Raw genomic sequence first — 12,174 nt, forward strand, 5'->3', positions numbered from 1 at the left:
GAGATGCGAGACGCACTCATTGACAAATTGGCAAATTACCTCATTGCCTTATTGTCCTTAATGAAATAGCTCTTATCTTCTGTGGGGCTATAGTAGAGCCTGAGTTTTTCACCTTCTTCCAAAAGAAAAGTAATTTCACTATTTCCGGCTACTTCTTCGGCAAAAATAGCGCTAATGTGTTTGCCTTTGAGTTGCCAAACCTCCGTAAGGTCGTCAAAGCAATAGTCATCATCGTCCTCATCTACTTCATACTCATTCCAACACTCACAAAAAGCAATACCCACATCTAAAAAGAAATGAAAAATAGGTTGTCCTTCAGCTTTCAGATAGACGATTAAAACACCTCCATCATCAGGATTTACACACACTTTGAGTTGCTCTATGGTCAAACCATTGAGTATGCTAAGGTTGAAATGGGTATCTTGGTACATTCTTCCGGTCATAAAGTTTATTTTTTTGAGAGATGCTGATATCTCGGAGAAACTCAGAATAACTTAGAGGGTTGCTGAAATTCTTTTCAACTTTAGTAAAGGTCGTAGCACGACAAGCATTTGCTAATCTGTTAATTCTCTAATTTCCCTCTTGGCAGCGGCGCGTTCTTTTTTATAGCTTTTTTCTACATAAGTGCTTTTGAAATCAGTACCTTTAAAAGTGCGTACAGGGTTGCCGCGTTGCACTTGGGTGTGATTGTTCCAATGGTTTTGCGCTTGCTCGGCGAGTTGCTGAAGCTCCATTTCGGCGAGTTTTTCTTTAAGGCGGGCAAGAGCGAGTTTTTTATTGTCGAGTTGCGAACGCGAATCCTGTGCCAATACGCTGATACCTGTGGGCAGGTGGGTGGCGCGTACTGCCGAATTTACCTTGTTCACATTCTGTCCGCCATTGCCTTGCGAGCGAGTGGTTTGGAACTGTACATCGCGCTCTGAAAAAGTCTGGCGTTGCAGTTGGTCGAGTTCAAAAACGCCTATATACCAATTGCTGCGCTGGTGGAATTTGCGAAAAGTGCTCTTACCTACCCAGCACACGGTGCCGAGCCAAGTTTTCAAAAATGGTGCTAACTCCTTGCCTTTAAGTAGCAAGGTAACCGATTTTACAGTGAGATTGGCATCGCCTTCCTCACGGCTGAGAATGGTATAGCTGATGCCTGCTTGAGTAGCTTCTTGCAGGAAAGTCTTGAGTACTTTTGCCACTACCCATTGGCATTCTAAAGGACCGCGACCAGCGGTGATTTGTATGATTTTTTCTTGCATTTTTTTCTTTGGTTTTTTGTAAATCGGACGAGTCTGACGGGGCAGACTGGTCGGATTGGGGTTAAAGATTGACCTCTAAAAGGATATCAGCGATTTCCATTGCTGAGGTGTGATACTTAAGAGTTGCAATTTCTTTCAGCGGGGTGCGTTTGTACTTTTCCTTAGGCGTATAGCGCTTTTGGAATTGATTCCACGAATAACTGCCTCCATAGATTTTGCTATGGATAATCCCCCAGTTCTTATGGTCATTTATGATTTTATCAAGCTCGGCGAGTTCTCGCTCTATGGCTACATCTACCGGACGGTAGTGGGTGATCATATTAGGCTTTATACGCAATTCAAAACGCCACGCTTCGGTAAACTCGTAATAGGTTTCAAAACGGTCTTTTTGGCGATTGAAACACTCTATCCTCGCAAAATAGGCGCGTTCCTTTTCAGTGAACTTTCCCCTTTCAAGGGCTCTTTCCCATTCCCACTGACTAAAAGAGTACAATTCCTGTTTGCGAGCTATGTAAACACGCTTGCCACGGCGCTTTTTCTTCTTCTGGAACTTACGCGTATCGGCGTATTGATAGGTGTTGATTTTCTCTAAAAGTGTTTCAAAGAAATCGGCTTGTTTGCCTTGTCGCACATCTTCCCTCAGTACAAAGAAACGCACATAGCCCTTTTGGTAGGGTTTTTCGAGTGGCACAAGTGGCAGTTCACGGCGTTGTTTAAAGAGTACTTTTTGGCGTTTGATACATTCGCGCAAATACTTCTCGTGGTCTTCTCGAGCAATGCGCTTACGAGAACGCAGATTGCGCAGGCGAGAAACGCCTTCGGGGGTAATATATAGATTTCCCATTTTTCAATTGACAATTGACAATTAATAATTAACAAATTGCTTCGGGAAAATTTGAAAGTGCCTGAAAAGTTTTATTTATGTGGGCGTTTGCAAAACGCCCCTACATAACATACTACAAAAGCTATTGATTATCAAATTGATCAACTTTGCCAAAGGTCGTAGCACGACGAGCAATTAAAACTTTGCCAAAGTGTAGCGACACAAAAGCGATTTTGAGACTTTTAAAACAGCTTTCAGGGGTGAGGAAAAACAAAAAGCCCGAAGCGGGGTGCTTCGGGCTCTTCTATATATTATACTATTGTTCTAATCAAGCGGATACGCCACGAAGCGTTACCTTGTGGAAAGGTAATACAGATGCGATATGTAACTTGATATAGGTCATTTCTTCGTGTGTATTTTTTGTATTTAGTTAAACGATAATTCTTAAAGTCGGGGGCAAAGGTACAACAATTTTTTGAATATGCAAGAAAAAAGATGTATTTTTGCATTATGAATGAAAAAATAGCCATACAAGGTACCCAAGGTTCGTTCCATTATCAGGCAGCTGAAGCCTATTTTGGTAAGGATATAACCGTTATAGAATGTCGCAATTTTGATATAGTGGTGAAAAAACTCTTAAATGGGGAAGCCCAATGGGGGGTAATGGCGATTGAAAACAGCATTGCAGGGGCTATACTGCCTAACTATGCGCTTATCGACCGCAACAACTTGCACATCACGGGCGAGTACTATATGAATATTCAGCACCACCTGATGGCTCTTGGCAATCAAACTTTAGCCGATATTACCGAAGTGCGCTCACACTATATGGCACTGTTGCAGTGCAAAGATTTTTTTGAAAATTATCCTCATATCCGTTTGGTAGAAGCTACTAACACCGCTCAAGCTGCTAAAGAAATTCACGAGCAGCAGCTGAAAGGTGTCGCTGCAATTGCCTCAACCTCAGCTTCTGCGCTTTACCACTTACCGATATTAGCTGAAAGTATCCAAACTATCAAACGCAACGCTACACGCTTTGTGGTGCTTTCTACTACTGATAACCATCTACCAAAAGAAGCAATCGATAAAGCTATGCTAAAATTCCAAGTATACGACAAGAGCGGAAGTCTTTCTACCGTGCTGAACGTGTTGCGCGACCACGATATAAATATGACCAAAATACAGTCGTTGCCAGTGATAGAAACACCTTGGAAGTACGCTTTTTTCGTGGATGTAGGGTTTGAACATTACGCCCAATTTGAGCAAGCTATGCAACTTTTGGAGATAATGACAGAGGAACTGAAGGTTTTGGGAAAATTTATCTCAGATAATAGATAAGAGGTAAGAAGATTAATACCTAAATCTCTTGGCGAAGCGGTTGATATTCATTTCGTGGGGGATTTCTATTTCTTCAAAAGCGGCTTGGTAAAGCACTTGAGCGCAGTAAGGGGCATTGAGTACACCTCGGGTTCCTAAACCATTGAACACCCACAGATGTGAGTGTTGAGGATGTTGCCCTAAAAGGGGTCGTCTATCGGCTACTGTAGGGCGAATCGCGGCTTGATGACTTAGCACTTCATAAGGAACACTCGTCATTTTGCGCAGTTTTTCTAAAAGTTCGGTACGAGCAGTTTCGGTAATTACTTCAGTTAAATCTTCGGGGTCGTAAGTAGCGCCAAGTATATACTTATCATCACCTAACGGAATCAGTACCCCATCACTTTTGTAGATGTGTTGCAACTGCAAACCAGGAGCGCTGATAGTGAGTGTCTCCCCTTTACACGGACGCATAGGCAATTTGCTGAAATACGGATTTTTGGCAATACCGCAGCCTTCACAGAAAATGATATTTTGGGCAGTAACTCCGCAATAAGCAACGTGTGTATCGTATACTTCTAAATCGTTGTACACAAAAGTCTTCTCATAGCACACCCCTTCTGTTTGCCAACGTTTTATACTTTCATTTATATAGTGTTGTACCTCCAATCTCCCTGTGTGGAGCACTTCGCCTAAGCCAAAGGGCGCTGGAAGTGCCTCATTAAGGGCGGGCAATATCACAGGACTCAAATAAGGAGCGAGCAGCGGATTATCGGAAGCTGTAAACCAATTGTTTTGTTCTTCTACAGAAGCGAATTTGCGCACTACGTGTATAGGAACGCGGAATTGACATTGCATTTTAGCCTCAATTTCGTCGTAAAAACGGTTGGCACTATTCATTATATCCTCGGAATGCCAAACGGGGGTAAATCGCTTTAAAACAACGGGATTATAAACCCCTCCCGCAATAACGCTCGCCACTTGGGAGTGATCGGAGAGGAGGCAGAAGGTTTTGCCGTTTTTTTCGAGGGTATGGGCAAAGCTTACGCCTGCAAGTCCCGCGCCTATGATGATAAAGTCATACATTTTCAGGTTTCAGGGGTTAGGTTTCAGGGGTTAAGTGTGGTGATTACTTGTATGGCTCGCATCTAATTCTCAAATTTTCTTGATTACCAAAGCTGAGTTTGTACCGCCAAAGCCGAATGAGTTGCTCAAAAAGGCATTGATAGGGCGTTCTACAGTTTCGGCGATGATATTCAGCTTAGCAGAAGCCTCATCGGGGGTTTCAAAATTGATATTAGGGGCTATAAAGCTGTTTTGCATCATCAGTACGGAATATATCACTTCGCTGGCTCCTGCCATCCAGCACTCGTGTCCGGTCATTGATTTGGTGGAACTCACAGGGATATGGCTGCCAAAAATCTCGTGTATAGCCTTTGCTTCATTGGCATCGCCTATGGGGGTGGAAGTGGCGTGCGCATTGATATAGTCGATTTCACCCGCTTGCATTCCTGCATTCTGCAAGGCGCGCGCCATCGCACGGGCAGGTCCTTCTACATTGGGGGTAGAGATATGTCCGCCGTTAGACGAAAAGCCATAGCCTACCACCTCAGCAATTGGAGTTGCCCCGCGTCTCATTGCCGATTCGTAACTTTCTAACACCAAAGTAGCCGCACCACCACTAGGCACTAAGCCGTCTCTACTGGCATCGAAAGGGCGTGAAGCTAAAGCAGGCTCTCCCTCACGCATTGAGAAGACCCCAAGACCATCAAAACTGCCCATACTGTACTTGTTGATTTCCTGAGCACCGCCGCAAATCACGCAGTCTTGCATACCGCTTTGTATCAGCAAATAGCCCAAACCTACTGAGTGTGAGCCACTTGCACAAGCAGCACTGATGCTCATATTTACCCCGCGCAGTTGGAAGAGGGTAGAGAGGTTCATCGTTACAGTGGAGTTCATTGTGCGGAACACAGCTCCAGAGCCTACTAGTGTGGTGTCTTTCTTTTCTCTTATCTTGTCGTTGGTAAGAATCACCGACTCGGCTACACTGTCGTTGCCATAGAGAATGCCCACTTCGTTTTGTTGTAAGAAATCGCTATCGATACCTGCATTTTTAAGCGCTTCGAGGGTTGCCATATAGGCAAATTCGCTTTCTTGTCCCATAGAAATACGCTCGCGGCGACCCAAGAGACCTTTGAGGTCGGGGTTTTCTACAAAGCCTGTGAGGGCAGAGCGATAGCCATATTCTTTGCGTTCGGGCAAGAAAACAATACCCGATTTTCCTTGGTATAACGAATCGCGCACTTCGCTGAGTGAAGTGCCTATGCAGGAATAAATACCCATTCCGGTGATAACTACTCTCATAACAATTAACAATTGATAATTAATAATTAACAAACTGGGGCAAAGGTAATAAATATTTACGAATGACGAGTTACGAATGACGAAATTAGGCGTTAGAAAATGTATAAGGGCGTTTGCAGCACATACCCAGCTATCACTGGCTTTCTTACACAACATACTCTAAAAGTGATTGATTATCAGATTTATAGACTTTATCAAAGTTTTGGGACTTTGGCGAAGTGTAGCAATTCTTTAATAGCCCGTGCGGCTCGCACCTTTGGCAAAGTGTAGCGACGCAAATCGACAAATTGGCAAATTATCTCATCACTTCCTTAACGTCTTTTCTTTTGGAGTATGCGACGGGTTTGGCATAGCCAATACGCAAAAGAATTTGAGGATAGACATTGTTTTCAGTGAGTTTTTTGCGTAGAGAAGTATTTACTTCGGGTACTTCACACGGCTGATTGAGGTAGGCGTGAGCGATGCCTGCTTGGGTGAGCAAGAGCAAAAAGCGTTCGAGGGTGCGACCTGTGGCTATCCACGTGGGGATATCGTTTGTAACGGTAGTGATGAGCACCATATCCGAAGAGGATTGAATCTTTTTCAGGTCGGTTTTGTTTTGGGTTTTTGCTTTGAGGCTTCCTTTTACGATAGGCTCTGTAACCCAACGAGGTAAATTAGGCGCCCCGAGTACCGCATAACTGAGTCCGTCGTGAGTGCTTTCAGAGTGTTTTTTGTTGAAGCGAATCCACGAAAGCAGTTCATTTTTAAAAGCAGGATCGGACATCTGAGCGGTATTGCCTTGCAAGACGGCATCAGTGAGTTTCTCGAAGAGCGGAGTGCCATTGGCAAAAGTAAAGATACCCGTTGCTCCTGTTTGCGCTACAAGACTTTGCAATAGCGCAGGGTCGATGTGCTTGTTGTCGTACACCGAGCGGTTGGTTTGTCGTTTTTCAATCACACTCGCCAAAGGGTCAGGGGCAACAGCTTCTGATTTTTGTAAGTCAATGGTGATGACCCCCTCGGGAGTGAGGGTTACATTAGTTTGGTACTGTAGCTCAGAGGCTTTGATACAGAGGTTTTCGAGCGCACAACCCAAGCTGATGAAGAGTTCGCGATGCTGACCATCGACGGCGGGGAGGGCTTTCTCGAAGTTGGGTTTGATAACAATACTGTGATCGGAAGTTTCAAACCACCAAGGCTGAGAGTTATGACCTGAAGGTGCTTGTGTAGCAGCCTTGATAAGGGTCAAAAAATCGGGATTTTGGGCGGAAGCTTTAAGTGTAGCAAGCGCCATCATAAACGTGATAGGTAACATTTTTAAGTTCATTTTAGTTTGTATTTGTTTTATGTTGCAAAGGAACGGCGAAAAAACGCTAAAAAAATGAACTTGGGTTAAGAAATGGCAATACTCAGAAAATTCTTTTTCTAATCCTGCTCAGCGCTTGGGGGGTAATGCCAATATAAGAAGCTATATATTTCAGCGGGATATTCTGGATGAGTTTAGGGTCTTTTTCCAATAGATTGCAGTAAATCTCCTCCGGTGATTGCAATAAGAACTGTGCTTCTCGTTGCATCTTTTCAATGAGCAGATGTTCCAAAATATCAGCTTTTATTTGTAGGTACTCTTGCTGTTCTATGAGGTGTTCCAAGTGTTCACGCCCTATTTTATAGGCAGTAACCTCTTTGAGTGCTTGAATAGAGAAGAGCGAAGGTTCACGCTTTACAAACGAGGCATACGACATAAAAAACTGCTCGGCAAAGAGGATATCTACGGTAGTTTCCTTGTCGGTTGTGGGGTTGTAATAAAAGAAGCGCACGATGCCCTCGCTCAGGTAATAGAGCGAGTGCTCCACCTCACCTGCACGGGTGATGAGGGCATCTTTATCGAAATGTACTTCAGTAAAATACTGACTGAGGAAATCGAGGTTTAGGGTCATTGTATATCTTCTGTTTTTTCTTCTTTTATAAACCACATTTGGCAGGTATTGCCTGTAGCAAAAGTAGTAGGTCGTGCAAAATGTAAGTTGTGTAGATCTGTTTTAATGCCTTTTATCCAACCGCAGTCTACTTGGCATATAATTCTTTGCAAGAAAGTATACTCAAGGGCTTTTAGTACTTCGTGAAACAAACACTTTTTAATTTGCAATACATAACCATAATCATTGTCTATAAGACGCTCAAAGCCAAAACTTTTGCCAAAATAATACGCTTCTCGTGCTTTTGATATCTCCACAATCGCCTTAAAAGGGCGCTCCGAAGCTGTTAAGAAAGCCTCAGTGTTTTGCTCCATAAAAGGGGCTATCGGCTCATTGATAGCAAAGCACACATATTTGAAAGCCTCTTTCTCTTCCTTGCCTATCTTCAGAAAAGCTTCATACAAAGCTACTACCAAAACCGCAAATTGCACATTCCCCTCATCCAACTCATTCTCGATAAGATGAGATACTTTTTGTAATGAGTGCTTAAAATAATCTTCAAAAGCGTTTGAAAACTCTTCAAACAACGCTTCATCTATCCATTGTTGGGATTTTATATAAGCAAAAGCCTCTTTCTTTATCCACTGATAGCTGTCCAGCGGACTAAAACTATATTGTTCTTCTTGGTTCATTTTACATTTGTTTTATAAATGCAAAATTACGCACTGCAATACACTAAAAAGTTGCTATTTGGCAACTTCCTCTCTTTACTTATAAGATTTTAGTCTGCTGATAGTATATTTAGTCATCCCGAGCATTGTGGCAAGGTCTTTTTGTTTCACTTTTTGTATAAAGGCAGGAAAGCTGAATAAGGCTTCATATCGCTCTTTAGCCGATTGCCTTTGGAAGAGTTCAATAGTTTCCATCAGCCGTAGTATTGTTTGTTGTTCATTTTGTATGAAGAACTGTTGCCACTGATAATTGTTTTGGAGTAGTTTGTCCATTTGTTGCTTATGTATTTTCAGAACTTCAGTCTCTTCAATAGCTGTAATAGCATAACGAGAAGGCAAAGAATTTGTATAACTAAATTGCTCTGTAAAGAAGTAATCTTCAAAAGCTATCCAACTGGTGTATTCCTCGCCATTATCATCGTAGAAGAATATCCTAAGAGCCCCTTTGTTTACAAAGTAATAATGTTCACACACTTGTCCGAAGTCCAACAACAAGGTATCTTTAGTAAGAACTTCTTTTTGAAAAGCCTCGCCAAGGAGTTTTTCCTCTATTTTTAGTTTAGGAATCGTTTTTTGTATGTATGCAATAAGTTTTTCCAAATCTTCTGTAATTCAGCAATAGTGTGTGAGGCAAAAGTAGTATTATTTTTCTAAATACCAAGATACATAATGAAAAAAAGGACCGCCTTAATACGGCAGTCCTCTTTATATTTTTAAATAATTGTGTGTGCGACTCGCACTAGAATTTGTAGCTTAAACCTAATCCTAACAATTCACGGATTTGGAAAGCGCGTGCAGCATCGTCGTCGTAGATGGCTTGGAAAGTAAAGTTAGCTGATAAGTATTTGTTTATTTTCATCACTACGTTGGCGGTGTAATCTAGATCTACGTTTTGAGGTTTATCTAAGTAGTTGCTATACAAAGTAAGAATATTTTCAAATGATACGTTATCCATTACATTAAATTTAGCATATCCGCTAAGAGATAGACCGAGTTCATATCGTATAGTTTTTCCTTTTTCTACTCCGTAGAAAGTATCAGCTACAGTCCATCTGCTTTTAGCAGTAGTGATTTTAGAAGTAGCAGGGGCGAAATTCACTTTTAGGTTATCGCTTTTCTTCCACAAGATACCGGGACCGAATTGTATATACCCAGGAGAGAGCAATTGGTTGATAAGGTCGCGTTGAGTACCAGAGGTATATTTATAACCATCGGTCATTTGGGTTTTGAAGTTGAAGAAGAAAGAGTAGAACCACTGAGGGTTATTCAATTGGTAACCGAGTACAGAGTTTACCTCAAATCGGTCGGTTGTTTTACGGGTGAAGTCATCCCCTTCGATTTTAGTCAATCCATAATCGATATAGAGATTGTTATCCCAAGCCCATCTATCTTTTTTGTAGTTGAAGGCATAGCTAATAGCGAGGTTAGCAGCTACGTTGTTAGTACCACCTCCAGTCCAATCGTGGTTGAAAGCAGCTTGAGAGAACAACAATGAAGCGCTACCTCCTCTTGTCCAATGAGGAGCAGGAGCTTCTTCAGCGGGAGTTTCTACCGCAGTAGGGTCTTGAGCCACAGCATTAGCAGTTTCGTCTTCCTGAGCAAAAGTAGCTACAGAAGAAAGTAACAAAGCTGAAAATAAAAATTTTTTCATAAGTGATTTATTAATTTAGTTTACAAAAATCCTAATTCGAGTTTCGCCACCTCGCTCATCATATCTTGATTCCAAGGGGGATCGAAAGTAATTTCTACAAGTGTTTCGTGTACTTCGTCTATACTTTGCACCTTTTCTTTCACTTCCATAGGGAGAGATTCGGCAACGGGGCAATTAGGTGATGTGAGGGTCATTAGGATTTTCACATCGCGGTCTTCGTTCACGAAAACGTCGTAGATAAGTCCGAGTTCGTAGATATCTACAGGGATTTCGGGGTCGTATATAGTTTTGAGCACCTCAACGATTTTTTCGCCGAGTACTTCGGTATTTATGATTTCATCCATCTTTTTTTAGTTAAGAGATAAGAGGTAAGACCTCTAATTCCTGTTTTCTAATTTCTAATTCCTATTTTCTAATTCCTGCCGAGCATACTGTTTCATTTGCTGAATCATACTCACTAAGCCGTTGGCGCGGGTGGGTGAAAGGTGGTCTTTAAGACCGATTTTATCAATAAAACTCACATCGGCGTTGAGGATATTCTCGGGGGTTTGATGAGAGAATACTCTTATTAAGAGAGCGACAATACCTTTGGTGATAATCGCATCGCTATCGGCGGTGAATACGAGTTCGTTACCTTGCTTTTCGGCGTGTAACCACACCTGACTTTGGCATCCTTTGATAAGGTGATTTTCAGTTTTATATTGTTCGTCTATTAGAGGCAACGACTTGCCGAGTTCTATGAGATATTCGTAACGTTGCGTCCAATCTTCAAAGAATGAAAACTCTTCAATGAGCTCATTTTGAATATGTTCGATAGTCATTTGCAATAAATTAGGGGGCAAAGATAAAAAACAATTGAGAATTGACAATTAACAATGGGTAGTTTTAACAATTTTAACAGTTGAGATTCAAGAGTGGGAAGTAAAAGCAGGGCGAATATTATATGGGTATAAGGAGCATAAATTAGGAGCTATATTTTGTTAAGAATTGCCATATTTCTCGAAGTACTCATTGATAATCTTTTCTAATTCCTCAAAAGAGATTTCGAGTTCGCTATCGTTTAGATAAATACCTGTGAAGTCTTTGCTCATACCCTTGAGCTGATTTGCATATTTTTCAGGCTGTTTGAGTTTGATATAGATATGCTCTCCATAATAATTTGCTCTCCCTATAGAAGCTATTTCACTCCAAGGGATTTCACCTACCCTTTTACCCAGAGGAGTTGCATTGCTTTTGAGGTAGTCGGGGGTGAGGATAACACCTTCGTTCTTTTTGTTCGAGCGCCATAATTCTTGTATGTGTTTATAAAAAAGATAAGTTCCCGCTATAAAAAGGACTACAAATAGCACGAGATAGAATATTTTTATTCTATCAGCTGATAGAATAAAGACAATAATGGCAGCAATACCAAGCATTATAAGGATATATAAGCCTGTGAGTTTAAGCATTTTCTTTTTGCTAAATGGGATAATTGTGTGATTCATTTTTTTTGTATTTAGTTAATAATAAAATTTTTGATTTGTATATTTTTCAATGATTTGCAAGAAATGAGGGAGTACTTTTTTAGGTAGGGTAAATATTATTTTTTCAGGAGCTTTGAATTCTACCAAAATACCATTTCTACGATAGCTCCAATCTACATTGGTTATTTGGGTGGGGTCAATTTCTTTGATAGCAAAGAAAATAAAAATGTACAACTTATCGTTGCAAAGCACAAATGGCGGATTATATTTGCTTGTGAACGACAAACTATCTTTAACCTTGAGAAGGAGCTCAAAATCATCATCGCTCATTTGTTCTAAAAGCATATGCTGGACTTTTTCGTTGCGCTTTATTACATAGAAGAGAAGGTAATGCAGTAACAAAATAGGTACATAGACAGATAGTAAGGTCATTTTTGTATCATCATAGATTGATAATATATTGAGTATTCCTGTTTTCTCATATTCTTCTTTGAGTAATATTGCTATAAGAACACATAGAGGGAGGTATAAAATCACTAAGAGTATGATATTTGCGTACTTGCTATATTTGCGTACTTGCTGCCTATAGGCTTCCCGCTTTTGGGAGAGCTTGTGAGTAGGTCTAAAGAGAGCTAAGCGCTCTTCAAAAGCATTTTTGCGCACTACTGTAAAGTACA

The 12,174-nt window shown here is 41.2% G+C and carries 15 protein-coding genes; 1 reads left to right on the forward strand and 14 read right to left on the reverse strand.

The annotated features are described in order from the left end of the window. Positions 1–35: 35 nt before the first annotated feature. From Q0162_RS12875 to Q0162_RS12885, 3 genes are all read right to left on the reverse strand, one after another. Positions 36–443 carry a hypothetical protein gene (locus Q0162_RS12875; protein ID WP_297892484.1) on the reverse strand — a complete coding sequence of 136 codons (408 nt, stop codon included), beginning with the start codon at positions 441–443 and terminating at the stop codon, positions 36–38. 111 nt (positions 444–554) lie between these two features. Beyond that, on the reverse strand, positions 555–1,247 hold the full coding sequence (gene prfH, locus Q0162_RS12880; protein WP_297892486.1) for a peptide chain release factor H: 693 nt from the start codon (positions 1,245–1,247) through the stop codon (positions 555–557). Between the two features lie 61 nt (positions 1,248–1,308). Beyond that, a complete protein-coding gene (locus tag Q0162_RS12885; RefSeq protein ID WP_297892489.1) occupies positions 1,309–2,091 on the reverse strand; it encodes a hypothetical protein in 783 nt (260 codons plus the stop codon). 489 nt (positions 2,092–2,580) lie between these two features. On the opposite strand from Q0162_RS12885, the gene Q0162_RS12890 reads away from it, so the two are divergent. Further along, complete coding sequence (locus tag Q0162_RS12890) at positions 2,581–3,408, forward strand: prephenate dehydratase (protein ID WP_297892491.1); 828 nt, start codon at positions 2,581–2,583, stop codon at positions 3,406–3,408. Between the two features lie 12 nt (positions 3,409–3,420). Here the strand turns inward: Q0162_RS12890 and Q0162_RS12895 are convergent, their stop codons facing one another. The 11 genes from Q0162_RS12895 to Q0162_RS12945 all read right to left on the reverse strand — a co-directional run. Continuing rightward, complete coding sequence (locus tag Q0162_RS12895) at positions 3,421–4,473, reverse strand: FAD-binding oxidoreductase (protein ID WP_297892493.1); 1,053 nt, start codon at positions 4,471–4,473, stop codon at positions 3,421–3,423. 69 nt (positions 4,474–4,542) lie between these two features. After that, positions 4,543–5,754 carry a beta-ketoacyl synthase gene (locus tag Q0162_RS12900; RefSeq protein WP_297892496.1) on the reverse strand — a complete coding sequence of 404 codons (1,212 nt, stop codon included), beginning with the start codon at positions 5,752–5,754 and terminating at the stop codon, positions 4,543–4,545. A 295-nt stretch (positions 5,755–6,049) separates the two neighbouring features. Beyond that, positions 6,050–7,063, reverse strand: coding sequence for a nitroreductase (locus tag Q0162_RS12905; protein ID WP_297892499.1), 1,014 nt, complete (start codon positions 7,061–7,063; stop codon positions 6,050–6,052). An 82-nt stretch (positions 7,064–7,145) separates the two neighbouring features. After that, entirely contained in the window at positions 7,146–7,673 is a 528-nt protein-coding gene (locus tag Q0162_RS12910; protein WP_016478352.1) for a Crp/Fnr family transcriptional regulator, read from the reverse strand. Beyond that, on the reverse strand, positions 7,670–8,344 hold the full coding sequence (locus tag Q0162_RS12915; protein WP_297892503.1) for an L-2-amino-thiazoline-4-carboxylic acid hydrolase: 675 nt from the start codon (positions 8,342–8,344) through the stop codon (positions 7,670–7,672). The genes Q0162_RS12910 and Q0162_RS12915 overlap by 4 nt, the downstream gene beginning before the upstream one ends. Before the next feature lie 75 nt (positions 8,345–8,419). Continuing rightward, positions 8,420–8,983 carry a Crp/Fnr family transcriptional regulator gene (locus tag Q0162_RS12920; protein WP_297892506.1) on the reverse strand — a complete coding sequence of 188 codons (564 nt, stop codon included), beginning with the start codon at positions 8,981–8,983 and terminating at the stop codon, positions 8,420–8,422. Between the two features lie 139 nt (positions 8,984–9,122). Beyond that, positions 9,123–10,034, reverse strand: a complete 912-nt coding sequence (locus Q0162_RS12925; RefSeq protein WP_297892509.1) for a DUF3078 domain-containing protein — start codon at positions 10,032–10,034, stop codon at positions 9,123–9,125. Positions 10,035–10,054: 20 nt separating this feature from the next. After that, a complete protein-coding gene (locus Q0162_RS12930; protein WP_002679592.1) occupies positions 10,055–10,378 on the reverse strand; it encodes an iron-sulfur cluster assembly protein in 324 nt (107 codons plus the stop codon). A 54-nt stretch (positions 10,379–10,432) separates the two neighbouring features. After that, positions 10,433–10,855, reverse strand: coding sequence for a SufE family protein (locus tag Q0162_RS12935; RefSeq protein ID WP_002679619.1), 423 nt, complete (start codon positions 10,853–10,855; stop codon positions 10,433–10,435). 159 nt (positions 10,856–11,014) lie between these two features. Further along, entirely contained in the window at positions 11,015–11,518 is a 504-nt protein-coding gene (locus Q0162_RS12940; RefSeq protein ID WP_297892511.1) for an STM3941 family protein, read from the reverse strand. A gap of 15 nt (positions 11,519–11,533) precedes the next feature. Then, positions 11,534–12,174 (reverse strand): hypothetical protein (locus Q0162_RS12945; RefSeq protein WP_297892514.1); only part of this gene is annotated, 641 nt, incomplete at its 5' end.

Origin of the sequence: uncultured Capnocytophaga sp. (genome assembly GCF_937936315.1) — a bacterium.
GTDB lineage: Bacteria > Bacteroidota > Bacteroidia > Flavobacteriales > Flavobacteriaceae > Capnocytophaga.